Raw genomic sequence first — 23,333 nt, forward strand, 5'->3', positions numbered from 1 at the left:
ACCGTTTCAGATCGTCCAGCCGCCGTCGATCACATGGATCTGGCCCGTGGTGTAGGTGGCGCCTGCCAGATGTACGACGAGGTCGGCGATTTCTTCGGCGGTCCCCAGGCGCCCCATCTGCTGGCGCCCCACGAAAGCCTTGCGGGCAGCTTCGTAGTCACCGGTCGCTTCCAGTCGCTGGCGCAGCGAAGGGCTGTCCACCGTGCCGGGGCAAATCGCATTGCAGCGAACTCCGCGGCCCACATAGTCGGCGGCGACGGATTTGGTCAGCCCGATCACCGCAGCCTTGGTGAGGCCGTAGACGCATCGATTGGGCGCGCCCTTCACGCTCGATACGACCGACGCCATGTTGATGATGCTGCCGCTACCCCGGTCCAGCATGCCGGGCAGCGCAGTCTTGATGGTGTGGATCATCGCCTTGACGTTGAGATCCATGGCGAGGTCGATGTCCTCATCGTTCGCCTCAAGAACGGTTCCGTTGTGAACGATGCCAGCGCAGTTGAAGAGAATGTCGACCCCTCCGATCTCCGAAACCAGCGCGGAGATGGCGTTCTTGTCGCGGACATCAAGCAGGTGCGGTTCGATTAAGTCCGTCTGCCGAACCAATGCCAAGAGGCTTTCTTCGTTGATGTCCGTGGCGTGAACCTTTGCACCGGCTTCGGCTAGGGCGCGGGCGCTTGCAAAGCCTATTCCCTGTCCCGCTGCGGTGACGAGGGCGGTCATTCCAGTGAGTGAACCCATTTTCCATCCTTCATCGTCTTGAGTGGCGGCCGTCGAAATTGACTATTGACTCGGCACAGCTTTCGCATATGATTTAACGATAAACCTAATGCAGTTCAAGCATACAATCACTATGAAGGCGACCGCACCGATGGCCACCCTGGAAACCGAACCGCAGCCGTCCCTGATCGAACTCAGGGAACGCTTCTTCACTGCTCTTCTCTCCGATGTTCTGGACGATCTCGGTTACATGAACCAGGCCATGCATCACACGATCCGCCCGCTCGATAGTTCTTTGGTGATGGTGGGAAGGGCGCGCACGGCGCTTTGCATGGATGTCTATGAACGTCCTGCACCGGGTGAAAACCCCTATGAGCTCGAAATCAAGCTCGTGGACGATTTGAAGGTAGATGAGATTCCGGTTTTTGCATGCGGAACCTCGGGGCGCATGGCGCCATGGGGTGGGCTTTTGAGCACAGCGGCAAAGTTTCGTGGCTCAGCAGGGGCGGTTATGGACGGTCTGGTGCGCGACACGCGTGAAATTCTCGCCGCGGGCTTTCCCGTTTTCCACGGCGGCATTGCGCCGCTGGATTGCAAGGGGCGCGGCAAGGTCGCGGCGCTTGACGTCGGGATCGAGTGCTCCGGTGTGAAGGTCAATAGCGGCGATCTCGTCTTCGGCGATGCCGATGGTGTCATTGTCGTGCCGCAGGAAATAGAGGCCAAGGTTCTTGAGGTTGCGCAGGAACGTCTGCGCGGCGAGCGCAATACACTGGCCGATCTCGAGGCGGGAGAACGCCTCGCAACCGTGTTCGCGAAATATGGCATCCTGTAAGTCGTCGTGACTCGCACTTGCCATAAAGCGAAACTCTCGGACGCGGCGCGAAGCGTGCTTTCGGGGGAATGCTGACAAGAAAAACAGAGGGGTAGAGTGAAATGACGCACAGAAACTCAAAAAACCGGTTGCGTGGCCTGCTGGTTGCAGGCGCAATGGCGGTCGCTGCCGGGCCGGCTCATGCTGAACTTTGCGGTCAAGTGGGGGGCGACCTGGTTTTGGGTATGGAGGCCAAACTCGGGACGCTCGATCAGCATGTGAACGCAGCCAATGCGACGCGCAATGTCGCCATGAACATTTTCGAAACGCTGATGACGCGCGATGAAAATATGGCGCCAATCCTTGATCTTGCAGAATCCCTCGACGTCAGCGAGGACAAGCTGTCCTACACCTTCAAGCTTCGCCCTGGTGTGAAGTTTCACAATGGCAAGCCGCTGACCTCGGCGGATGTGGCTGCCTCCTTCGACCGATACAACCGCATTGGCGTCGATCGTTCCGCGCTTGGCAGTGTCGATCGCTGGGAAACACCGGACGATGCGACCTTTGTGATCTTTCTAAAGGAACCGCAGGCAAGCTTCCTGGAGAGCATTTCGGCATCGACAGTGCCGATCGTCATCGTCCCCTCGGAACAGGCGAGTGCGGAGGCGACCCGGCTGGAGCCCATTGGCACTGGACCTTTCCAGCTTGAGGAGTTCGTGGCCGACAGCCATGTAAAGCTGAAGCGTTACGAGGATTACAAGCCCAACGAAACGCTTGACGCCATGTCGGGCTTTGCCGGCCGCAAGCAGGCCTGTGTCGACACCGTCACCTTTCGCACACTCGCCGAACCTGGCGCCCGGCTTGCCGCTCTCGAAACGGGCGAAGTGCATATTGTCGAGGATGTGCCGACGCTCTCCAAGGAGCGCCTTGTCGGCAATGAGGACATCGTCCAGACACAGCTCAAACATGCTGCCCTCTGGCTGAACTATCCGAACCTCTCCGAGCCGCCGACGGACAATCTGAAGGTCCGACAGGCGATTCAGGCAGCCATGAATCTCGATGAAATCATGGATGCGATGAGCGATGGTTCCTACAGCCTCAACCCGTCATTCCAGTTTCCCGGCCAGACCTATTATACAGAGGCCGGCAGCCAGTATTACAATCAGAACGACCCGGAGAAGGCCAAAGCCTTGCTCAAGGAGGCTGGCTACAATGGCGAGGCAGTCAAACTTTTGACGACACGGGATATTCCTCGCCTCTACACAGCTGCGGTTGTCATGTCAGAGCAGTTGAAAGCGGTGGGCATCAATGCCGAACTGGTGGTTCTGGACTGGCCTACTGCGCTTGGCATGAGCGTGAACGAGACGGAAGGCTGGAACTTCTTCTTCACGGGCTGGATCACGGTCACCGCTCAGGGCGGCGCCCAGTCGCTGCGCAACCTTGCCGATCCGTCCAATGTGCACAAGCCGAAGGACAACAAGTCCGACGCCGAGTTCATGAAGCAATTTCAGATTTTGAGCACGAGTCCTGATTTGGAAGAGCGCAAAGCCGCTTTCGCTAAGGCTCAGGAGCGAGTGTTCGAGCAAGTGATGGCGATTCCCTTCGGCGTGACGCCGAAGAACCAGGCGACGCGTGCCAATGTGAAGGGCTATGTGCCATTCTTCAACACGCGGGTTTCTAACGTCTGGTTGGCCGAATAGCCAGCCATTCCGACCCATGTTCCGTCATGTATGAACCGGCACGGAAACGTTTGGAGGTCACATGCTTGCTTACACGCTGAGGCGCATAGCCCAGGCCGTGCCGATTCTTCTGCTCGTCAGCCTGATCTCCTTCGGGATCATGCAACTGGTACCCGGGGATCCCGCCGCCGTTCTGGCGGGCCCCAACGCCACGCCTGACGAACTCATCAAACTGCGGCAGACACTGGGGCTCGACAAATCCCTTCTGTCGCAGATCATGATCTTTTACGGAAACCTGTTCCAGGGCGATCTCGGCTACTCCATTATTCTGGGCGAGCCGGTCCTGAAGGTGGTACTGGAGCGATCTCCCATCAGCATTTCGCTCGCGCTCTATTCGCTCGCACTGACGGTCATCCTCGGGCTTTCAATCGGGGTCATTGCAGCGATGAAACACAATCGCTGGATCGATCAGGCAGCGATGACCTTTGCACTGATCGGGGTTTCCGTCCCCAATTTCTGGCTGGGACTTGTGATGATTGTCCTGTTTTCGGTGCATCTTGGTTGGCTGCCAACGGGCGGCTATGTGCCTTTCTTTGAAGACCCGGTTGGCTGGTTTCTCGCCGCAACCATGCCGGCGCTTTCGCTGGCGATGATGCAGATCGGACTTCTCGCCCGTCTGACCCGCTCTACCATGTTGGAAGTGCTGGGCCAGGATTATATTCGCACGGCCCGCGCCAAGGGCGCGAGCGAGCCACGGGTGATCATCAAGCACGCGATGAGCAATGTGCTGATCCCTGTCGTTACCGTGCTCGGAATGATCCTCTCGGTGCTTCTTTCCGGTTCGGTAATTGTTGAAACGATTTTCGCGGTGCCGGGGATCGGAGCGCTCCTCGGTAATGCGATCCTTGGACGGGATTATCCCATGATCCAGGGAGGTCTCATTTTCGTGGCGGCGGTTCTTCTGATCCTGAACATCGTTGTCGATGTGCTCTATGCCTGGCTCGATCCAAGGGTGCGCGTCCAATGAGCCATCTCGAAATCTCCAACAATCCGAGCGCGCTGACTTCCCTGCGTCGGTTCCTTGGAGGGCGGCGTGTGCGCCGCCTCATCCGGCATCGATCCTTCATGATCGGGTTGTGGTTGTGTCTTTTCGTGACGGCCATAGCCATTTTCGCTCCGATAATCTCATCGGTCGATCCGAACAAGATGGCCATCCGTTCACGTTTCCAGCCGCCGTCGCTCGAATTCCTTCTCGGCACAGACAATCTGGGCCGTGACCTTTTCAGTCGGGTGGCGTGGGGCGCGCGTCTGAGCCTTGCCATCGGTCTGGGCGTGGTTCTCCTCAATGCCGTGTTCGGTGTGCTTCTTGGGGCGCTTGCGGGTTACTTCCGGCGTCTAGACGGTATTCTCATGCGTCTTTCGGATGCGCTCATGGCCTTTCCGTCGGTGCTGCTTGCCATCGGAATTGCCGCGGCGATGGGAGCGTCGGCCATGACGGCGGTGATCTCGCTGGCGGTCGTCTATATTCCACGCACGGCGCGTATCCTGCGCGCTTCGGTTCTGCAGGTGAACGAGCTCGAATTCGTCAATGCGGCGCGAGCGGCGGGTGCGGGCGACTTCCATATCTTACGGCGTCATATCCTGCCCAACTGCATGGCACCTCTGGTGGTGCAGCTCAGCTTCGTCTTCGCCTATGCGATTCTCTCGGAAGCAGTGCTGAGTTTTCTCGGGCTCGGGGCGGCGCCCACCGATCCCAGTTGGGGCATCATGATCTCCGAAGGCCGCAGCTACATCCGAGAAGCGCCCTGGATGACCATCATCCCGGGTATGGCGATCGCCATCACGGTGCTTGGCCTGAACCTTCTGGGGGACGGCTTGCGGGACGTTCTCGACCCTCGCGTGAAGATGGAGCACTGACGATGCAAAGAAATCCAATTCTGCGCGTTGAGGGACTGCGCACCACGTTCACGAGCGACGATGGTGAGGTGGTCGCGGTGGATGATGTCAGCTTCGACGTGAACGAAGGCGAGATCGTTGGCCTTATCGGCGAGAGCGGCTCCGGCAAGAGCGTCACTGCGCTCGCCGTAATGGGGCTTTTGCCGAAGACTACATCGCACGTTACAGCAGAGCGGATCATGTTCGATGGTCGCGACCTTGCGCACGCTTCCGAGCGGGAGTTGCGGCGGTTGCGCGGGGGCTCCATCGGTATGATCTTTCAAGAACCGATGAGCTCGCTCAATCCGGTTCTGAAGATCGGCGATCAGCTCATCGAGCCGATCCGTATTCACGAACGCATCAGCTACCGTGCAGCCTTCGACCGGGGGGTGGAGCTTCTAACCAAGGTCGGCATTCCGTCGCCTGTGCAACGCATGAATGATTATCCGCATCAGCTTTCGGGCGGTATGCGGCAACGCGTCATGATCGCCATAGCACTGTCTTGCTCTCCCAAGCTGCTTCTTGCCGATGAGCCCACCACGGCGCTCGACGTGACCATCCAGGCCCAGCTCCTCGACCTTCTTCTGGAAATCCAGGCCGAGACAAAGATGGCGATCGTGCTGATCACGCACAGCATGGGGGTCATTGCTGAATGCGCCGACAAGGTGGTGGTGATGTATTCCGGCCGAATCGCGGAACAGGGCCCGGTCACGGAGATATTCGACAGGCCGGGGCATCCCTACACGAAAGGTCTCATGCAGTGTACGCCGGAACTGACCGGAAATTCCCGTCGATTGACCACCATACCGGGTACGCTCCCAAGCCTTAGCGCGCTGCCACCCGGCTGTCGTTTCGCGCCGCGCTGTGACCTCGCACAACCGGACTGCGTGGCCGGTAGACCGCCAATGATCGCTATAGGAAAGGAACATGCTTCTGCCTGTATCCGGGCGGATGAACTCGTCGTCTCGGCAGCACAACCAGAGGGAGCCGAGGTATGAGCAAAGCACCGCTTCTATCCGTTCGGGATCTTTCCAAATATTTCACCATCCGCAGCCCTTTCAGGGGCACGACCGTTGGCACAGTGCAAGCGGTCAATCGGGTGAGTTTCGATATCGGCGAGGGAGAAACGCTCGGGCTCGTTGGAGAATCCGGTTGCGGAAAATCCACGACCGGGCGGCTGCTTCTGCGTCTTATCGAACCGGACCGCGGGGAGGTCCTTTTCGAGGGGAGGGACCTCTTGAAGCTTGATGCCGGTGAACTCAAGGCCATCCGCAAGTCGATTCAGATCGTCTTCCAGGATCCGTTCAGTTCCCTCAACCCCCGTATGACGGTCGAAGACATTATCACCGAGCCGCTCTATGTGCAGGGAGGCATGACGCGACATGACATGCGCGACCGTGCCCGTATGCTGCTTGAGCGGGTGGGGCTCAATGCGGCGCATATCACGCGTTACCCGCATGAATTTTCGGGCGGGCAGCGGCAGCGGATCGGTATCGCGCGCGCTCTTGCGGCAGACCCGCGCTTCATCGTCTGCGACGAGGCGGTCTCGGCGCTGGATGTCTCGGTGCAGGCGCAGGTCATCAATCTGCTGCAGGATCTTCAGGAGGAATTCAACCTTTCCTACCTGTTCATCGCGCATGATCTTTCGGTCGTGCGACATATCTCGGACCGGGTTGCCGTCATGTATCTGGGTGAGGTGGTGGAGATCGCGGGAAAGGATGCGCTCTACGCCTCTCCACGTCATCCCTATACAAAGGCGCTTCTGGAGGCGATTCCGGTTGCCCATCCACGTCTCCGAGGCAAGCGTGCGCGCCTTGGCGGTGAGGTATCCAGCGCTCTCAACCCGCCTCCGGGATGCCGCTTCAGCCAACGCTGTCCTTTCGCACAAGACGTTTGCCGAAGAGAGGCGCCGGCGCTCAGGGAGTTGGGCGAGCGCCATCAGGTAGCGTGTCATTTTGCAGAGGAATTGCAGGCCGTCGCAGCCTGAAAACAAATTCCGCTGTCATGACCGGAAGATCATCAGGGCCATTGCGCCAATCTCGCGAGAAACGAAATGACCAGCAAAAAAGATCCGTTGCGTTCCACCGAATGGTTTGGAGGGCATGAAAAGGGAGCCTTCATTCACCGAAGCTGGATGAAAAACCAAGGCTTTCCTCAGCATCTTTTCGACGGCAGGCCTGTCATCGGCATCTGCAATTCATGGTCGGAACTGACCCCTTGTAACGGTCAACTGCGCGATTTGGCCGAACATGTTCGGCGCGGCATCTTCGAGGCAGGCGGTTTTCCCGTCGAATTCCCGGTGATGTCGCTGGGTGAATCAAATATGCGCCCGACCGCCATGATGTTCCGCAACCTGGCGGCGATCGAGGTGGAAGAAAGCATTCGCGCGAATCCCATTGACGGGGTGGTTCTTTTGGCGGGCTGCGACAAGACCACACCGGCTCTTCTAATGGGGGCGGCGAGTTGCAACCTGCCGACACTGCTGGTTTCTGCCGGCCCCATGCTGAGCGGCAGTTTCAACGGAGAGGTCCTGGGATCGGGGACGGACGTCTGGCGTCTCAGCGAGGAGATGCGGGCCGGAACGATCTCGCCAGACCAGTTTTCGGCGGCGGAGGCCGCCATGAGCCGGTCGCCCGGCACCTGCAACACGATGGGCACTGCCTCCACGATGGCCTGCCTTTCGGAAGCAATGGGGATCACGCTTCCAGGAAACGCGGCCATCCCTTCTGTGGATGCGCGGCGGCGCGTGCTGGCGTTCATGAGCGGCAGGCGCATTGTCGAGATGGTTCACCAGGGACTGGGCATGTCGCAAATCCTGACGCGCAAGGCGTTCGAAAATGCAATCTGCGCAAACGCTGCAATCGGTGGATCGACCAATGCGGTTATCCATTTGCAGGCATTGGCGGGGCGGGTCGAGGTGCCATTCTCGCTCGATGACTGGAACCGCATTGGCCGCAACATTCCGACCATTGTCGATCTGATGCCTTCGGGCCGCTTTCTGATGGAAGACTTCTTCAATGCCGGGGGCATGCAGGCAGTGCTCAGAAGGCTTCTCGATGCGGAGCGTCTTCACGCGGATTGCCTCACGGTGAATGGCCGTACGATTGCCGAGAACAACAGCGCGATCCGGGTGCTCAATGAACAGGTCATTCGTCCCTTTTCCGAACCGCTTACCGCGGATGGGGGGATCGTGGTGCTGCGAGGCAATCTGGCTCCCAATGGGGCGATTATGAAGCCTTCGGCCGCGACAGCGTCGTTGATGACGCACCGCGGCGCGGCGGTGGTGTTCGAGGACATCGATGACTACCACGCAAGGATCGATGATCCCGCACTCGACGTCGACGAAACCAGCGTTCTTGTGCTGAAGAATTGCGGCCCGCGCGGGTATCCGGGCATGCCGGAGGTGGGGAACATGGGGCTGCCCCGCAAGCTGCTTCAGAAAGGCGTGTCTGACATGGTGCGCATATCCGATGCGCGAATGAGCGGCACGGCCTATGGCACGGTCATCCTCCATGTATCACCGGAGGCGGCTATCGGCGGCCCCCTCGCGCTGGTGGAAAACGGTGACATGATTTCCATTGATGCATTGACAAACTCCATAGTGCTTGAAGTGCCGGACGAGGAGCTTGCCCGTCGTAAGGCAGATTGGGTGCCGGCCGCGCCGCCCGCCAGCGGGTTCGAGCGGATGTTTTCCGATCACATCTTGCAGGCGGATGAAGGGTGCGATTTCGAGCTTCTCAAGGGTCGGCGCGGGGCCGCGGTGGCGCGGGATTACGTATGATGAAGGAGGGAACCTTGTTGAATTGTGGAGTGGGCCGCGCGGACATGACGCCGCCGGTGGGCATCCCTCATATCCTGTGGGGGGCGCGTACCGTTGATCTGGCCGAGAGCATTCACCTGCCGCTGCATGCGACAGCACTTTGCCTTGAAAACGACGGAACGAAAATTCTGGTCTGCGATCTCGATCTGACGGGATTGCCCACACGTGTCTGTGATGAACTGCGTTCGGAAATCGAGCGTGAAACCGGCGTTCCGGCTGCTCACGTTTCGATAGGGGCAACGCACACACACAGCGCCCCCGTCTGGGATGCGGAGACGACCAATGGTCTGTCGCCGGACATGCCCGGAATGAAGCTGATGCCATCATGGCGCGAAAAGTGCCGGAACGCTGTTCTTTCAGCTTGCCGCACGGCGGTGGAAAGCCTGCAGCCGGCGCGCATCGCCTCTGGTTATGGCACAAGCGAGGTCACACTGAACCGGCGTTTCTCCACGCCGGAGGGACGGATGGTGGTCAGCCCGCATCAGGGCGGGTTGCGCGACACCACGATAGCGCTCCTGCGTTTCGACGATCTCGACGGCAATACGATCGCAAGCGTGGTGGGTTACGGCACGCATCCAATCGTGCTCGCTCACCAGAATACGGCGATCAGCGCCGAGTTTCCGGGAGCTCTGAAAGAAGGTGTCGAGAAGCTCGTCGGCGGTATCTGTCTGTTCCTGCAAGGCAGTGCGGGTGATCAAATCCCGTTCGAGGCCCTGAGCGGCGATGTCCGGCTTGCCGAGCGGATCGGCAACCGGATCGCGGCAGATGCAGCCGCCACGCTCACCGCGATGTCTCCGATGAACTACCGCACGGAATACAGCCATGTGGTGGAATCGGGTGCTCCGCTCGGCGTTCAAAAGAAGACGGTGCTTGCCGACAACCCCGCGACAATCCGCGTTGCCGAAGCCGTGGCCGAGCTGCCCGTCAAGCCGTTCGAGTCCATCGACGTTCTTGAAGAACGCGCGGCCGCGACGAAGGCGGAGCTCCACGCGTTGAAGAATGAAGGCGTGGACCATGACACGCTTGCCGATATTCATTTCCGGGCACGGCGCGACGATATCATGCTCGTCATGGCCCGGCGCGTTCAGGGCGTTTCGACGGTGCCCATTCCGATACGCGCCCTGCGCATCGGCGATGCGGTTCTGGTGTCGGCTCCGATGGAGATCTTTTCTGCCACGGGACTAGCCATCCGGGAGGCGTCGCCCTTCGGGATGACTTTCGTAGGAGGGTATACAAACGGGACCGAGGGGTATTTGCCACCTGCCGATTGCTATGCTGAAGGCGGCTATGAGGTGGAGCTTGCCTGCTATGTTTCGAAGGATGCAGAAGCGGTTTTCCGGCAATCTGCGATCGAACTGGTGAAAGCACTTTACACGGAGTGAAGGCGCTGAAGTGCCTAGAGTGGCATCCGAGAGAGCAAATAAACGCATTTACCGTTGCTGAAGCTTTCAGTTGTCCACAGTCTCCAGACCCGCCAGGCCGCAATTCGGCGTATATCAATCACAGCAGCTTGTAGGGCCGCTGTGACGGGGCAATTGGGTCGAACGCGATATGGCCAAGAAGTCCGCCGTGGGGCGGTCGTCAAAACCGAGCCTTAAGGACGTGGCAAAACTCGCCAATGTCTCCGTGATGACGGTCTCCAATGTCATCAATGGACGCATGGCGCGTGTCGGCGACGAGGTGGCCGCGCGGGTGCGCGAAGCTATCCGCGAACTCAATTATCGCCCTCAGCGCAGTGGCCGCAGCTTGCGGCTGCAAAAGGAATTCGCGCTTGGACTGACGGTATTGCATCCTGATCGGCGTTTTCTCGACGATCCATACATCACCCAGGTTGCAGCGGGGATGAGCAATTATCTCGCCACCATCGGCTACAGCCTCATGGTGAACGGGTTGCGCAACCTCGAAGCTCTCGACACGTTGATGGAGCGCAGCTTCGGCTATGACGGTTTTGCGGTGATGGTCTCAGGTGAGCGTGAGCAGAGGGTGCAGGTCTATAAAAAACTCGCACAGCTCAAGCTGCCGATGGTCGTCATCCAGGACGCTCCACCATCTGATCTGCCTGAAGTCTCTTCGGTCTGTCAGGATGATGGTGTAGGGGCGGGGATGCTTGTCGAGCGCCTGATCAGCAAGCGAGCCAAGCGAATTTTGTTTGCCGCTTCCCGCCAGGTCTGGCCGGCTATGGAGAGACGGGCAGCCGCCGCCGTTGCCGCTGCGGGAAAGCGGGCACATATCGATCACCTGTCGTGCAGCGAAGATGATTTCGAATTGTCCATCCGCCAGATCGAAGCCTGGTTGCGAAGTCATCCTAACACCGACGCCGTTATGGGTGGCAACGACCAGCTTGGCCTTGCGGCGATGCAGGCTGCGGAGCGATGCGGTCTTTCCGTGCCGGCGGAACTGATGGTGACCGGCTATAACGCCTTCCTTTTCCAGAAATTCTCCAAGCCCACCCTGTGCAGCGTTTCCTCGCCTGCTTACGAAATCGGCCAGGAGGTTAGCAAGATGTTGATCGACCTGCTCAATGGAGATGGGGGCGAGGCTCAGCATCTTCTGATGCCAGTAAGTATCGTCGAGGGCGGCTCCATCGGCTGATCTGAAATACATGCCCGACGATATTTGTTGGCTCTTATAGAGAGTGGTTTGAGTTGCTTTCCGAGAAGGAAAAAGGTGAAGGAATCCATACGAACCAAGAAAGAATAACGTTCTGCTTGGCTAAATAGCTAGGAAGTCGCGGCCTTGGGTATCAGAGGCACATCTTCTCGATACGTAGCGCACAGTGAGAGACAATTGCTTCTTGGGGCCGGTTAATACCGCTCGGCGGGTCGGAGTGGCCCCCCTGCATGAACTGGTAGCGGAGGAGGGTTACCGCCAATCCCCACACCTACCGGATATACGCTACAGGCTTCGATTATACTCCAGGGTTCTGGCGGCATAGTCACGCAGTGTGTTTGATCAGTTTGGCGTCGGCAAACGGCGCTATTCTCGATCAGTGTTTGCAGCCAACTTGTATGGGGCGGCGAAACCTTCGCGCGGTAGGCATATTCATCCATCGCCGCTGATCGTAGTTCGCTTATTCTTTGCATGAGCGCATTCGGTTTTTGGTCAAGCTACGGTGAGCACACCATTCGTGAAATCGGCGCCTACCCTTCGTCCTCGAACTCAAACCACAGAGGGAATGATGCGCGAGCATACCGGAAGGAAGTTCGATTGGGTGGCGGCGCTGGCGTTCGGCTCTGGCGCGGCGGTGATGATTCCGAGCATGATCGCTTTGGCAGTCTCGTTGATGGCTGTGTTCGTTTTGCTGTTCTGAAACCGTAGCAATGCGGGGAATTGCGTCTTGATTCACTGGTCTAAGCCGCCTGGTCATTGCAAGCTGTGCGGGCTGCGCTATTGTGCGGCTTGGAAAACGATTGAGTTCGTAACGTGCCTAATTCTCGAATGGACAGGACATCGTCGCGGACCCGCATCCGGTTCATGAACCACGCGGGCAGTCTTATCGCATGCATCTAGCCCTGGCGCGGCCGCAAGGCCGTCGACCGGGGGCCGGAAATCCAACCAAGTCACAAATTCGGTTCTGATTTCCGGGTCCGCAACCGCTGGCCCGGTGGAGATGCATGATGATCGACAGACTTCCCAGCCGCTTGTGCGTGGCTTCCGATATTGTTGTCCGCGGGAGGCGGACATGAGGATCCTGATCGTAGGCAGCGGGGTCATCGGCGTGACCTCCGCATGGTATCTGGCGCGCGCCGGACACGAAGTCACCGTCCTCGACCGGCAGTCGGGTCCCGCGCTGGAGACCAGCTATGCCAATGCCGGAGAAGTGTCGCCGGGCTATTCGTCTCCTTGGGCAGGTCCGGGAGTGCCGTTGAAGGCGCTCAAGTGGCTCCTGATGAAGCACGGCCCTCTCGCCATCCGTCCCCGGCTCGATCCGGCGATGTGGTCGTGGTTGTTGCAGATGCTCGCCAACTGCACGTCGCGGCGATACGCCGTGAACAAGGCGCGCATGGTGCCGATCGCGGAGTATAGCCGTGACTGCCTGCGGGAACTGCGGGCCGGGACAGGTATCGCATACGACGAGCGGGTGCGCGGCACCCTGCAACTGTTCCGGACCCAGAAGCAGCTCGATGGAACGAGCGGAGATATCGAGGTCCTGAAGCAGTTCGGCGTCGAGTTCAACGTCCTTGATCGCCGCGGCTGCGTCACTGCCGAACCGGCGCTCGCGCGGGTAACCGAGAAGTTCGTCGGCGGCTTGCAGCTTCCTGGCGATGAGACGGGGGACTGCCGCGTCTTCACCGATAAGCTGGCGGCTCTCGCCTCTGCCGCGGTCGACTTTCGTTTTGGCGTCTCGGTTGAAGGACTCGTCCAAGAAGGCGGCAGAGTTTCAGGAGTCCTGACTTCGGACGGGTTGCTTCCAGCAGAAGTCGTCGTCGTCGCCGCAGGAAGCCACTCCCCCCGACTTCTCGCTCCTGTGGGCATCCATGTCCCTGTCTACCCGGTCAAGGGTTACTCGCTTACCATGCCCATAATCGATGAAGCGGCCGCGCCCGTATCGACGGTGATGGACGAGACCTACAAGATCGCCATCACGCGTCTGGGCGACCGCATCCGCGTCGGCGGCACTGCCGAGATATCGGGCTTCGACCTCTCGTTGCCGAGTTCGCGTCGCGCGCCGCTGGAGCATTCGGTCATGGACCTGTTTCAAGGGTCGGGCAGCGCCGCGGACGCATCCTTCTGGTGCGGCCTCAGGCCGATGACCCCGGACGGTCCGCCGATCGTGGGGGCCACATCGGTGGCCGGCCTCTACGTGAACACAGGGCATGGAACCCTCGGATGGACGATGGCCTGCGGCTCGGGACGAGTCCTGGCGGACCTCATTTCGGGCAAAATTCCCGATATCGACGTCTCAGACCTCGGGCCAGCGCGGTATCGGTCATGAGCGCGCAGGCGATGCGGGCGGGCGCCATCCTTACGATCGATCTTGAGGCGATCGTTTCCAACTGGCGGCTGCTGTCGAAACTGGCGGAGCCCGCCGAGTGTGCCGCTGTCATGAAGGCGGACGCCTACGGACTCGGAGCGCCCGAAGTCGCGGCCGCGCTTCAGGCGGCAGGGTGCAAAGCCTTCTTCGTCGCCCATCTCGAAGAGGGACTTGATCTCAGGGAGGCGATCGGTTTCAGCTCCCGCGTCGTCGTTCTGAACGGCACTCCTCCGGGTGCCAAGAACGAGTTCCTGCGATCGGTCTTGATCCCGGTCGTCGACACGGCAAGAGAGCTCGCTGCCTGGCGAAGTCGCGCCTGCGAAGCGGGACGCGGCGTGCCTGTCGCACTCCATCTCGACACGGGTATGTCTCGCCTCGGACTGTCGCCGGGCGACGTCGCCATGCTGGTAGACGATCCCGCCCTCATGGAGGGGCTTTCAGTGGAGCTGATCATGAGCCATCTCGCCTGCGCCAACGAGCCGACGCATCGCGCCAACCAAAGTCAGCGGCGCGAGTTCGCCTAGCTCCGCTCGGTCCTCCCTCGCGAACTCGTCGGGTATCTTCCTTGGCAAGGGATTCCACAGTGACCTTGTGAGACCGGGAGCCGCGCTCTACGGGATCAACCCGGCTCCCGGGGCGCCAAATCCGATGCGTCAAGTCGTGAGGCTGTCCGTGCGCGTCCTTCAGCTATAATCCTCCAGCAAGAAGCTGGAAAGGGGCGTGTGTTACATTGTCGTTCTGGCCAAAGACGGCGAAATTCTTATACACATCGGCGTAGATCCTGTAGTTGGATTCGACGAAGCGGGCTGACGTTCAGAGCAGGCTGGCTGGTTTCAGAATGGAACGCTGGCCGCCATCCGCACTAGCCGCTGAATTTCGGCGTGTGCTCACCGCTTGCGAGGATGTCGAAGATTCCGAGTGATCTAGTCAATCCGCCCGCGGGCTAAGATGTCCTCGACTGACGGCAGGGCCGACATCACCTCAATCGTGATATCGCTTTCTGCCGGCGTCGTTCCTTCCCAGCCGGCGTCGCTCGGCTTTCCCACGACGATCCGACCGACCATTGCCGCCATCTCGTGCGGGACACAGTAATAATCATAGACACCCGGTACCTTGAGAACGATCTCTGCGCTTTCTCCCGGCAGGAGAAACCCGGTATCCCAAGGCTCCGCATTGGAGGGTATGCGGCGCGAACGGTCGTAATTTGCCGGGTGATAGGCTGTGGCGGTATGGCTATTGCCGTTATCCCGGTTGATGAACCGCAGGGCCGTGCCAGGCGAGACAGCAAGTCCGACAGGTGTGAACCAGATGCGCTCGCCGCGCGACGTGCCGCGCATTTCTATTGTCACGGCAGGTGCAGCCTTGAGCGAAGGCGAAAAGAGGAATGCGGCGCCAAGGCCGCCTCCCATTGCAAGGAATTGTCGACGCGGGGTGATCATTCTGCCAGACGTCCCTTGGCGTCAGCGTCATGGTAAAGAACGACATGCGCGTGTGGCTTGTCCACGCCCGGATGGCCGGCATTGTAGTAGATGTCGACGCCACTCACCGTGTGCGAGCCAATGCTCAGCCCGTCATAGGCGGTACCATTCTGCAGTTCTTCGAGGGGCGTCATGTAGACTGTGGCGGATAGTTTGCCATCGTGATCATAGGCCAGGAACGGGCCGGCGGGCAGGGTTTCGGGATCGACGAACAGCGTGCCGAGACTTGGGATAAACTCCGGCAGGGGTAAAGCATCGCTGACTTTGACGTAAGGTTCTCCGGGCGGTGCTTCCTTCAGGGTTTCCTCGTCATGCGCGACTGCTGGAGCTGCTGCAAGAAGCGATACGGTGGTAAACAGTATATGCAGAAATTTCATGGGGTTGTCCTTTCCTGTTGGATGGAGGCCCTTTGGAGGGTGCTCGATCCATTGGATGCGCGCCGCTGCAAAACGTTCCCGAAATTGAGCCGCCCTGGCCGAATAAAAATTCTACGACGTTTCGGGAACGCAGCGCCGGGTCCGCGCATCCAATGGTCGAATGGAGCGATTGCCCCATCCCGCCGAGCGGCCGTCTTGCCGCAAGAAGGAGTTTGATTGTGCTCAACACGATGTTCCCCCCCGATCACACCTGCGACAGCGTCCCGGTATCTGCCCGAATTCGCGCACGTTTGAGGGATGCCGGCCACACCTTCCGGGCCAATGACAACATTGCGGCTTTCATCGAGGATGGTGAGCTGGAAGACCTTTGCCTGGAAGTCGAGAACCGGATGAATGCGGTGCTCGACGCACTCGTGATCGACACGGAGAATGATCACAACACCGTGGGCACCGCGCGGCGGGTGGCGAGGATGTTTGTCGATGAGGTGTTTGCAGGGCGGTATCGCCCGGCGCCGCCCGTCACCAGCTTTCCCAACGTCTCGCAGCTGAATGAACTGATGATCGTCGGCCCGCTCACGGTGCGCAGTGCCTGCTCCCACCATCTGTGCCCGATCATGGGAAAGATGTGGATCGGAGTCCTTCCCAGCAGGGAGGCTGAACTGATCGGTCTGTCCAAGTTTGCCCGCGTTTGCGACTGGATCATGAGCCGCCCGCAGATTCAGGAGGAAGCTGTGATCATGTTGGCCGATGAACTCGAAAGCCGTCTTCAGCCTGAAGGGCTGGCCGTCGTGATGGAGGCGGATCATTTCTGCATGCACTGGCGTGGCGTGAAGGATGAGCAGCCGGTGATGACGACGTCCATTATGCGCGGCGCGTTTTTGCAGAACGAGGCGCTGAGGCGTGAATTTCTCGACCTGCGAAAAGGGGGTGACAAGTGATCCTGATCAGACGTTCAAGATCAAGTCCGACAAGTCTATTCTGTTGGCTCGGCAGTGGTGAACCTTCGATGCCAGGGAACGGGATGAAGGGTGCTGGTGTTAGTCAACTCCGAGGAGGCACAAATGCATGAAGCCATCGAACGGGCTGCATCTGTATTCACTGAAGATGTTCCAGATACCGAATTGGCCAGGCGTGCGGCCCGAAAGGACGGCGCCGCCTTCGAGGCGATCATGCGTCGCCACAACCAGCTCCTGTTCCGAACGGCCCGGGGCATCGTGCGCAGCGACGGTGAGGCAGAGGATGTCGCGCAGGAAGCATGGATGCAGGCGTGGCGCGCGCTGTCGGGCTTCCGCGCCGAAAGCAAGCTTTCCACCTGGCTGGTCCGCATCACCGTCAACGAGGCGTTGGGCCGGTTGCGCCGGAAAAGCGCGCAAATCATTCCATTGGAGACAGCCATGATGTCGTCCGACAAGGACACACGCTCGGCACTGACGGAAGCACCTGCTCGTGGACCGGAGCATTCGGTCGAACGGTCCCAGCTCCGCGCTCTTATAGAGGCGCGCATCGCGGTGTTGCCCGAAGCATTTCGCAGCGTCTTCATGCTGCGGGCAATCGAGGACATGAGCGTTGATGAGGTGGCGGAGGTGCTGGACATTCCCGCAGCCACAGTCCGCACACGCTATTTCCGTGCCCGTGCCCTTCTGCGCGAAAGCCTCGCGCAGGAGATGGACGTTGCCATCGGCGAGGCCTTCAGCTTTGCCGGTGAGCGCTGTGATCGCATCGTGGCGGGCGTGTTGGCTCGAGCCCGGGCGGAAGGTCTTTGCGAGTAGGGCTGCTTGCTGAGCGGAAACAATCTGCGCTCTGCGGGACGAATGATACGAAGGGAGACATGGCATGGGCAATACGCAGGACGTGGATAGGGGCCCGGACCTCACTGAGGGGGTGACGTTGGCTGACTTCAACGACCGACAGATGTTGCGTGGGCATGTGGGGAAGGCCTCCGTTCTGCTTGCACGTGTTGGTGAAGAGGTTCTGGCGGTCGATGCCAGTTGCACGCATTACGGAGGTCCGCTGGACGAGGGACTGATCACCGGAGAAACCGTTCGCTGTCCGCTTCATCATGCCTGTTTTTCGCTGCGCACCGGCGAGGCTCTGGCCGCTCCTGCCTTTGACCCATTGTCATGCTGGAAGGTGGAGCGTGATGGCCAACGCATTTTCGTTCGCGAGAAGGCGGCGCCGCCGCCGCGCGTGATAGCAAACACGGATGAACCGCGCGCCATCGTGATCATTGGCGCTGGAGCTGCCGGATTTGCTTGCGCCGAAATGCTGCGCAGAAGAGGCTATGATGGGGCACTCACTCTTCTCGGCGCCGACGAGGATGCGCCGTATGACCGGCCGAACCTGTCCAAGGACTATCTCGCCGGAGATGCGCCGCCCGAATGGATGCCGCTCAGGCCGGATGAGTTTTACCAGAAGAACGACATCGATCTGCAACTGGGCGAAACGGTTTCCTCCATCGACGTGCCGGCGCACCGCGTGGCGCTGGAGGGCGGGCGTGTTCTGGAGTTCGACCGCCTTCTGATCGCGACGGGAGCGGAACCGGTTCGCCCACCGATCCCCGGTGCCGACCTGCCGCATGTCTTCACCCTGCGCAGCTTTGCTGACGGACGTGCCCTTGCCGATGCGGCAGAGAGAGCGAAAACTGCCGTTGTGCTGGGCTCGGGTTTCATAGGACTCGAGACGGCGGCGGCGCTCAGGCAGCGCGGACTGACAGTGCACGTGGTCACGCAGGATGCCCGTCCGCTTGAGAAGGTGCTTGGGCCTGCGCTGGGAGATTTTATTGCCGGGTTGCATGAAGACCATGGTGTCACTTTCCACATGCGGACTTCGATCAAGGCGATCTCCGCGAATGCGGTGACACTCTCTTCAGATGACACGATTGATGCGGACCTGGTTGTCATCGGTGCAGGTGTACGCCCGCGCACCGCACTGGCGGAGAAGGCGGGGCTGTCGGTCGATGATGGAATTCTCGTCGACGAACGGCTCCAGACGTCTGCCCCCGGCATTTACGCGGCGGGTGACGTGGCGCGCTGGCCGGGGCCGCAGAACCGAGAAACGATGCGCATTGAACACTGGGTGGTAGCAGAGCGCCAGGGTCAGGTGGTGGCTGCAAACATGCTTGGTGATGATAAGCCGTTTGACGACATGCCTTTCTTCTGGAGTGCACATTACGACATTCCCATTCGCTATGTGGGCCATGCCGAACACTGGGATGTTGCGGCCGTTGATGGCGATATTACAGCGTGCGATGCCAGCGTCAGCTACCGGAGGGGCGGGCGAACGCTGGCCGTAGCCACCCTTGGGCGAGATGTGGAGGCGCTGGTCAGAAGGCGAACCCTGCCAACCTCCGAATGAGGCCAGCTGGCCTCTACCGAGCTGGGTAGCGAACACGCAGGTCGGGGTCGATCACGGCGCCGTCGGACAAGTGCGCCTTGGTGAGCTTTCCGATGTCCATGACATGATAGACGCTCACGCCGCGTGCAATGAGGTGGTCGGTGATAATCCGCCGATGGCAGCGCCACCAGACCGCTTCTGCACACATGAGGGCGCATCGCCGCTCATGGCAAAGATCGAGCAGCTTGAGCAATGCTGATCGAAACGTGTCGGTGAGGGCGAAATCCGCGTAGTTGTGAAAGCTCTTGTTGCGCCAGAAGCCGTTTTCATCAGGCGGAATTTCTGCGACCTTGGACCTTAGACCGCCAAGGGGCGGGCAATGGATGTAGCCGATTCCATCAGATTGGAGCTGTGGCTTGAGTAACTCCGAATTATAGGACGGATTGGTCCGTGATCTCGGAAACCTGCGCACGTCGACAACCATGTCGATTGACGCTTCCAGAAGCATTGCCTTGAAGGTTTCCAGTGTCCGGTTCGAATGGCCGATCGTGAAAGCCACTGTTTCTGACTGGACCGCCTCATCCATTTTTTGAAAGCGCCGATTCCTTGTGAGCGGCGATATGATCGGTCTTGTCGCTCTTGATCTCGTACTGGGGCTCGTCTGGCGATGCGCGCCGCCTGTGCCCCTTGTACTCGAAGTCGCTGTCGTGGATCTTGATGATCTTTCCGGAGACCCGTCCGGCCTCCGAATTCCAGCTCACTGAATCACCGACATCGAACCTGGCCATTGGACTGTACTCCTCGTCTGGGCATTGCCAAGAACAACGCGTGGTGGATGAAGGACGTTCCAAATGCGAAGTGGTGTGGCCGTCCCGAGGGCCGCGATCGGGAACCCAGATCACCGAACCACCTGTTTGAGACCGTCCAATGCTATCGGCAATTCAGCGCGGGCCGTGCCCGCCTCTGCGTAGATAGCATAGGCGGGATAGGTGAAGCGGGGAGCTCCTGCAACGAGTTCGAGTTCGCCGGTTTCCAGGTGTGGTTTGACAGCACCTTTTCGAAAGTACCCGCTACCTCCAGCGCGAAGGATGTAACTCAGGCCGAGGGGGCCTAGGCCGACCAACAGCCCGTGTGGGTCTGTTGAAAGTGTCGCCGAAGCCTGTGACGCTGCAAACTGTGGCCCCCAGTCGACATGGACATAGTGCGGTTCTTCCGACGCAGCTTTCTGCACGGTCCGCACGAGAACGAGTTCTTCTTCCTCGATCAGTTCAACCTTGAAACCCGTCAACATCGGCGGTGCGTAAAGCACAGCGATGTCGAGCACGCCGGTCCGCAATTGCTCAATCAACTGGTCCGGCAAGCCGACATTGGCGCGAATGGCGATTTCCGGCCGGTTCTGCTTCATCCATAGCAGCCAGTCGAGCAGCACGGGGTTCCACAGGCTGAGTTCGCCCCCCAGAGCTATGATGCCGGTCTTTCCTGCCGGAATTTTGAGTTGCTGGCGAGCGCGTTCCCACACCTGGAGAAAGGACAGTGCGAAGCGTTCGAACTCACGGCCGGCCGATGTCAGAACCGCTCCGTTCCGGTTTCGTATGAAGAGTTTGCGTCCGAGTTCGTCCTCGAGCGTGCGGATACGTGCGCTCACCGTGGTTTGGGTGACATGCAGCCGCTCCGACGGTTTCAGGAAGCTTCCAGTGTGCACAATCTCCAGAAACGTTCGCGCGCGTTCAATATCCATCACGATCTCCGATAAATGCAATTTATTTGCACTGATACACCATTTAATTCCGTTTGCCTTTGATTTTCGAAAGGCGCAGCCTGAGCGTGGTTCACGAGGAGTCCGCCAATGCAGCATTCGTCAAAGCCCCCGCAATATGCGTCCCCGCCATGCTTCATGCATGAGCTGTCCGCCAGCGGTGGCGGTGAAGATGTTGCCTCAAAGGACTGGACGGAGGTTCGACGCTGGCGAAAGGAAAAGCGCAAGCTCCTGATTGCGGCTCGGATGGCAAAGAGCCAAATCGAGCGGCAAGCCTGTTCCGACGGGATCGTTCGGAAGTTGGATCGGACGATCAAACAGTTCGCAGGCAAGGTGATCGGCATCTATTGGCCGGTACGAGGAGAACCGGACCTGCGCAACTGGGGCATCGAAGCCATCGATCGTGGTGGGCGGCTGGCGCTGCCGGTCGTCACTGAGAAGGGGGCGCCGCTTGAATACCGGCTATGGACTCCCGGTGATCCTCTGGAGCGGGGTGTCTGGAACATTCTCGTGACAGCAGGGGGATCTGCAGTGCAACCTGATGTTGTCATCGCGCCACTCGTGGGTTTTGACGCAAGGAGCTACCGGCTCGGCTATGGCGGCGGTTATTTCGACCGCACTCTGGCGGCGATGTCCGCGAAGCCGCGGACGATAGGCGTCGGTTATGCCGACTACGCGCTGACAAGCATTTTCCCGCAACCTCACGACATACCAATGGATGAGATCATCACGAGTTAACCGCTGAAGACAGGCAGTCGATTTTCGGACAAAGCGACGTGTCCTCGCCAATTCCTCGAGACCACCGTGCCTGTCGCATGAAAGAGGGTCCTGCACATGTTTGCGAATGCGCATGAGAAAGAGTTGGAGCGAGCCGCCGACACTCCACCATTCGTTCGCCGTTGGTTATTCTCGACCAATCACAAGGATATCGGAACACTCTATCTGATCTTCTCGATCCTTGCGGGCATTCTCGGCACTGCTTTGTCGGTCGCCATTCGTATGGAGTTGCAGGAGCCGGGCTTGCAGATATTTGCCGCCTCCGAAACCTTCAACGTGTTTGTAAGCGCCCACGGGCTCGTGATGATATTTTTCGTCATCATGCCGGCGCTCATCGGTGGCTTCGGCAACTGGTTCGTGCCGATCATGATTGGCGCGCCGGATATGGCCTTCCCGCGAATGAACAACATTTCGTTCTGGCTTCTTGTCGTCTCGTTCCTGCTTTTCCTCATGTCGCTGTTCGTGCCGGGTGCGCCCGGTTCGTTTGGCCATGGAGGCGGCTGGACGCTGTATCCGCCTTATTCCGTGTCCGGACAGCCGGGGCCGGCGGTCGATCTCGTCATCCTGTCGATCCACCTGTCGGGCGCCTCATCGATCCTTGGGGCGATCAATTTCATCACGACGATCTTCAACATGCGCGCTCCGGGCATGACGCTGCACAAAATGCCGCTTTTTGCATGGTCCATGCTGGTCACTGCATTCATGCTCCTGCTGGCGCTACCGGTGCTGGCAGGCGCCATCACCATGCTTCTGACCGACCGAAATTTCGGCACGGCTTTCTTCGATCCGGCAGGGGGTGGGGATCCAGTCCTTTACCAGCATCTGTTCTGGTTCTTCGGACATCCGGAAGTCTACATCATGATCCTTCCTGCCTTCGGCATTATAAGCCACGTCATTGCGACCTTCGCCCGAAAGCCGATCTTCGGCTATCTCGGCATGGCATACGCCATGGTGGCCATAGGCGTGATCGGCTTCGTGGTGTGGGCGCACCACATGTACACCTCTGGCATGTCTATTGACAGCCAACGCTATTTCGCCTTCGCCTCAATGGTGATCGCGGTGCCGACCGGCGTGAAGGTCTTCTCCTGGCTTGCCACCATGTGGGGTGGCTCCGTCACCTTCCGTGTGCCGATGTTGTGGGCGACCGGCTTCGTTCTTCTGTTCACGATCGGAGGCGTGACCGGCGTGGTCCTTGCCAGTCCCGGCGTCGACCGGATGTTACACGACACTTACTATGTCGTTGCGCATTTTCACTACGTTCTGTCACTGGGTGCAGCGTTCGCCATCTTCGCGGGCTGGTATTACTGGTTCCCCAAGATGACCGGTTACACGATGAACGAGACGTTGGGACGATTGCATTTCTGGCTCACCTTCATCGGCGTCAACCTGGTCTTCTTTCCGCAGCATTTTCTTGGCCTCGCCGGAATGCCACGCCGCTATGCCGACTACCCCGATGCCTTCGCCGGTTGGAATTATATCTCCTCGGTCGGATCTTATGTTTCAGCGGCAGGTCTTCTGGTTTTTCTTTTCGCTGTAGGTGAAGCCTTTTCCCGCAAGTGCCTTGCTGAAGCCAATCCATGGGGTGAGGGAGCGACGACGCTCGAATGGACGCTGACCTCGCCGCCACCGTTTCATCAGTTTTCGTCGCTCCCGCGTATAATGTGACAGGAGG

Annotated in this window: 24 protein-coding genes; 18 read left to right on the top strand and 6 right to left on the bottom strand. The window is 59.4% G+C overall.

Going from position 1 to position 23,333, the window contains the following annotated elements:
• Positions 1–6 precede the first annotated feature (6 nt).
• Complete coding sequence (locus H7H48_RS08325) at positions 7–741, bottom strand: SDR family oxidoreductase (protein ID WP_229448570.1); 735 nt, start codon at positions 739–741, stop codon at positions 7–9.
• A 130-nt stretch (positions 742–871) separates the two neighbouring features.
• Here H7H48_RS08325 and H7H48_RS08330 point away from each other — a divergent pair, with 130 nt between their 5' ends.
• The 13 genes from H7H48_RS08330 to H7H48_RS20150 all read left to right on the top strand — a co-directional run bounded on the left by H7H48_RS08330 (position 872) and on the right by H7H48_RS20150 (position 14,633).
• A complete protein-coding gene (locus H7H48_RS08330) occupies positions 872–1,552 on the top strand; it encodes an RraA family protein (RefSeq protein WP_229448572.1) in 681 nt (226 codons plus the stop codon).
• Positions 1,553–1,653: 101 nt separating this feature from the next.
• The gene (locus H7H48_RS08335; RefSeq protein ID WP_229448574.1) at positions 1,654–3,231 is read left to right on the top strand and encodes an ABC transporter substrate-binding protein; all 1,578 of its coding nucleotides are present in this window, start codon (positions 1,654–1,656) and stop codon (positions 3,229–3,231) included.
• A 61-nt stretch (positions 3,232–3,292) separates the two neighbouring features.
• Complete coding sequence (locus H7H48_RS08340; RefSeq protein WP_229448576.1) at positions 3,293–4,237, top strand: ABC transporter permease; 945 nt, start codon at positions 3,293–3,295, stop codon at positions 4,235–4,237.
• Positions 4,234–5,127, top strand: a complete 894-nt coding sequence (locus H7H48_RS08345; RefSeq protein WP_229448578.1) for an ABC transporter permease — start codon at positions 4,234–4,236, stop codon at positions 5,125–5,127. The genes H7H48_RS08340 and H7H48_RS08345 overlap by 4 nt, the downstream gene beginning before the upstream one ends.
• A gap of 2 nt (positions 5,128–5,129) precedes the next feature.
• Positions 5,130–6,143 carry an ABC transporter ATP-binding protein gene (locus H7H48_RS08350; protein WP_229448580.1) on the top strand — a complete coding sequence of 338 codons (1,014 nt, stop codon included), beginning with the start codon at positions 5,130–5,132 and terminating at the stop codon, positions 6,141–6,143.
• Entirely contained in the window at positions 6,140–7,132 is a 993-nt protein-coding gene (locus tag H7H48_RS08355) for an ABC transporter ATP-binding protein (protein WP_223021320.1), read from the top strand. The genes H7H48_RS08350 and H7H48_RS08355 overlap by 4 nt, the downstream gene beginning before the upstream one ends.
• Positions 7,133–7,198: 66 nt before the next feature.
• The gene (locus tag H7H48_RS08360; protein WP_229448582.1) at positions 7,199–8,926 is read left to right on the top strand and encodes an IlvD/Edd family dehydratase; all 1,728 of its coding nucleotides are present in this window, start codon (positions 7,199–7,201) and stop codon (positions 8,924–8,926) included.
• Between the two features lie 14 nt (positions 8,927–8,940).
• Positions 8,941–10,347 (top strand): neutral/alkaline non-lysosomal ceramidase N-terminal domain-containing protein, encoded by a 1,407-nt coding sequence (locus H7H48_RS08365; RefSeq protein WP_229448583.1) that lies wholly within the window; start codon positions 8,941–8,943, stop codon positions 10,345–10,347.
• 169 nt (positions 10,348–10,516) lie between these two features.
• The gene (locus H7H48_RS08370) at positions 10,517–11,557 is read left to right on the top strand and encodes a LacI family DNA-binding transcriptional regulator (RefSeq protein ID WP_229448584.1); all 1,041 of its coding nucleotides are present in this window, start codon (positions 10,517–10,519) and stop codon (positions 11,555–11,557) included.
• A gap of 586 nt (positions 11,558–12,143) precedes the next feature.
• Positions 12,144–12,275, top strand: a complete 132-nt coding sequence (locus tag H7H48_RS20085) for a hypothetical protein (RefSeq protein WP_255663506.1) — start codon at positions 12,144–12,146, stop codon at positions 12,273–12,275.
• A gap of 372 nt (positions 12,276–12,647) precedes the next feature.
• A complete protein-coding gene (locus H7H48_RS08375) occupies positions 12,648–13,901 on the top strand; it encodes a D-amino acid dehydrogenase (protein ID WP_229448585.1) in 1,254 nt (417 codons plus the stop codon).
• Positions 13,898–14,464, top strand: a complete 567-nt coding sequence (locus tag H7H48_RS08380) for an alanine racemase (protein ID WP_255663507.1) — start codon at positions 13,898–13,900, stop codon at positions 14,462–14,464. Before H7H48_RS08375 ends, H7H48_RS08380 begins: the two co-directional genes overlap by 4 nt.
• Before the next feature lie 34 nt (positions 14,465–14,498).
• Complete coding sequence (locus H7H48_RS20150; protein ID WP_370633355.1) at positions 14,499–14,633, top strand: hypothetical protein; 135 nt, start codon at positions 14,499–14,501, stop codon at positions 14,631–14,633.
• A 230-nt stretch (positions 14,634–14,863) separates the two neighbouring features.
• On the opposite strand, the gene H7H48_RS08385 is transcribed toward H7H48_RS20150, so the two are convergent.
• Positions 14,864–15,379, bottom strand: coding sequence for a plastocyanin/azurin family copper-binding protein (locus H7H48_RS08385; RefSeq protein WP_229448586.1), 516 nt, complete (start codon positions 15,377–15,379; stop codon positions 14,864–14,866).
• Positions 15,376–15,795, bottom strand: coding sequence for a hypothetical protein (locus H7H48_RS08390; RefSeq protein ID WP_229448587.1), 420 nt, complete (start codon positions 15,793–15,795; stop codon positions 15,376–15,378). The genes H7H48_RS08385 and H7H48_RS08390 overlap by 4 nt, the downstream gene beginning before the upstream one ends.
• Before the next feature lie 218 nt (positions 15,796–16,013).
• On the opposite strand from H7H48_RS08390, the gene folE reads away from it, so the two are divergent.
• The 3 genes from folE (at position 16,014) to H7H48_RS08405 (ending at position 19,149) form a co-directional block, all read left to right on the top strand.
• On the top strand, positions 16,014–16,733 hold the full coding sequence (folE, locus tag H7H48_RS08395; RefSeq protein ID WP_229448588.1) for a GTP cyclohydrolase I: 720 nt from the start codon (positions 16,014–16,016) through the stop codon (positions 16,731–16,733).
• Between the two features lie 123 nt (positions 16,734–16,856).
• The gene (locus H7H48_RS08400; protein ID WP_007009997.1) at positions 16,857–17,564 is read left to right on the top strand and encodes an RNA polymerase sigma factor; all 708 of its coding nucleotides are present in this window, start codon (positions 16,857–16,859) and stop codon (positions 17,562–17,564) included.
• Between the two features lie 64 nt (positions 17,565–17,628).
• Positions 17,629–19,149, top strand: coding sequence for an FAD-dependent oxidoreductase (locus H7H48_RS08405; RefSeq protein ID WP_229448589.1), 1,521 nt, complete (start codon positions 17,629–17,631; stop codon positions 19,147–19,149).
• A gap of 13 nt (positions 19,150–19,162) precedes the next feature.
• On the opposite strand, the gene H7H48_RS08410 is transcribed toward H7H48_RS08405, so the two are convergent.
• The 3 genes from H7H48_RS08410 to H7H48_RS08420 all read right to left on the bottom strand — a co-directional run bounded on the left by H7H48_RS08410 (position 19,163) and on the right by H7H48_RS08420 (position 20,866).
• Positions 19,163–19,714 carry a DUF488 family protein gene (locus H7H48_RS08410; protein ID WP_229448590.1) on the bottom strand — a complete coding sequence of 184 codons (552 nt, stop codon included), beginning with the start codon at positions 19,712–19,714 and terminating at the stop codon, positions 19,163–19,165.
• Positions 19,707–19,916, bottom strand: coding sequence for a DUF2945 domain-containing protein (locus H7H48_RS08415; RefSeq protein ID WP_007009994.1), 210 nt, complete (start codon positions 19,914–19,916; stop codon positions 19,707–19,709). Before H7H48_RS08415 ends, H7H48_RS08410 begins: the two co-directional genes overlap by 8 nt.
• Positions 19,917–20,026: 110 nt before the next feature.
• Positions 20,027–20,866, bottom strand: coding sequence for a LysR family transcriptional regulator (locus H7H48_RS08420; RefSeq protein WP_229448591.1), 840 nt, complete (start codon positions 20,864–20,866; stop codon positions 20,027–20,029).
• A gap of 108 nt (positions 20,867–20,974) precedes the next feature.
• Here H7H48_RS08420 and H7H48_RS08425 point away from each other — a divergent pair, with 108 nt between their 5' ends.
• Both H7H48_RS08425 and ctaD read left to right on the top strand, forming a co-directional pair.
• On the top strand, positions 20,975–21,622 hold the full coding sequence (locus H7H48_RS08425; protein WP_229448592.1) for a 5-formyltetrahydrofolate cyclo-ligase: 648 nt from the start codon (positions 20,975–20,977) through the stop codon (positions 21,620–21,622).
• A gap of 96 nt (positions 21,623–21,718) precedes the next feature.
• Positions 21,719–23,326, top strand: a complete 1,608-nt coding sequence (ctaD, locus tag H7H48_RS08430; protein WP_229448593.1) for a cytochrome c oxidase subunit I — start codon at positions 21,719–21,721, stop codon at positions 23,324–23,326.
• The last annotated feature ends 7 nt before the right edge of the window (positions 23,327–23,333 follow it).

It is taken from the genome of Nitratireductor sp. B36 (assembly GCF_020833685.1).
Lineage (GTDB): Bacteria > Pseudomonadota > Alphaproteobacteria > Rhizobiales > Rhizobiaceae > Nitratireductor.

Bases quoted from the DNA above. Each gene is read 5' to 3' on its own strand.
- H7H48_RS08325 (WP_229448570.1), bottom strand. From the start codon at position 741: ATGGGTTCACTCACTGGAATGACCGCCCTCGTCACCGCAGCGGGACAG.
- H7H48_RS08330 (WP_229448572.1), top strand. From the start codon at position 872: ATGGCCACCCTGGAAACCGAACCGCAGCCGTCCCTGATCGAACTCAGG.
- H7H48_RS08335 (WP_229448574.1), top strand. From the start codon at position 1,654: ATGACGCACAGAAACTCAAAAAACCGGTTGCGTGGCCTGCTGGTTGCA.
- H7H48_RS08340 (WP_229448576.1), top strand. From the start codon at position 3,293: ATGCTTGCTTACACGCTGAGGCGCATAGCCCAGGCCGTGCCGATTCTT.
- H7H48_RS08345 (WP_229448578.1), top strand. From the start codon at position 4,234: ATGAGCCATCTCGAAATCTCCAACAATCCGAGCGCGCTGACTTCCCTG.
- H7H48_RS08350 (WP_229448580.1), top strand. From the start codon at position 5,130: ATGCAAAGAAATCCAATTCTGCGCGTTGAGGGACTGCGCACCACGTTC.
- H7H48_RS08355 (WP_223021320.1), top strand. From the start codon at position 6,140: ATGAGCAAAGCACCGCTTCTATCCGTTCGGGATCTTTCCAAATATTTC.
- H7H48_RS08360 (WP_229448582.1), top strand. From the start codon at position 7,199: ATGACCAGCAAAAAAGATCCGTTGCGTTCCACCGAATGGTTTGGAGGG.
- H7H48_RS08370 (WP_229448584.1), top strand. From the start codon at position 10,517: ATGGCCAAGAAGTCCGCCGTGGGGCGGTCGTCAAAACCGAGCCTTAAG.
- H7H48_RS20085 (WP_255663506.1), top strand. From the start codon at position 12,144: ATGCGCGAGCATACCGGAAGGAAGTTCGATTGGGTGGCGGCGCTGGCG.
- H7H48_RS08375 (WP_229448585.1), top strand. From the start codon at position 12,648: ATGAGGATCCTGATCGTAGGCAGCGGGGTCATCGGCGTGACCTCCGCA.
- H7H48_RS08380 (WP_255663507.1), top strand. From the start codon at position 13,898: ATGAGCGCGCAGGCGATGCGGGCGGGCGCCATCCTTACGATCGATCTT.
- H7H48_RS08385 (WP_229448586.1), bottom strand. From the start codon at position 15,379: ATGATCACCCCGCGTCGACAATTCCTTGCAATGGGAGGCGGCCTTGGC.
- H7H48_RS08390 (WP_229448587.1), bottom strand. From the start codon at position 15,795: ATGAAATTTCTGCATATACTGTTTACCACCGTATCGCTTCTTGCAGCA.
- H7H48_RS08400 (WP_007009997.1), top strand. From the start codon at position 16,857: ATGCATGAAGCCATCGAACGGGCTGCATCTGTATTCACTGAAGATGTT.
- H7H48_RS08405 (WP_229448589.1), top strand. From the start codon at position 17,629: ATGGGCAATACGCAGGACGTGGATAGGGGCCCGGACCTCACTGAGGGG.
- H7H48_RS08410 (WP_229448590.1), bottom strand. From the start codon at position 19,714: ATGGATGAGGCGGTCCAGTCAGAAACAGTGGCTTTCACGATCGGCCAT.
- H7H48_RS08415 (WP_007009994.1), bottom strand. From the start codon at position 19,916: ATGGCCAGGTTCGATGTCGGTGATTCAGTGAGCTGGAATTCGGAGGCC.
- H7H48_RS08420 (WP_229448591.1), bottom strand. From the start codon at position 20,866: ATGGATATTGAACGCGCGCGAACGTTTCTGGAGATTGTGCACACTGGA.
- H7H48_RS08425 (WP_229448592.1), top strand. From the start codon at position 20,975: ATGCAGCATTCGTCAAAGCCCCCGCAATATGCGTCCCCGCCATGCTTC.
- ctaD (WP_229448593.1), top strand. From the start codon at position 21,719: ATGTTTGCGAATGCGCATGAGAAAGAGTTGGAGCGAGCCGCCGACACT.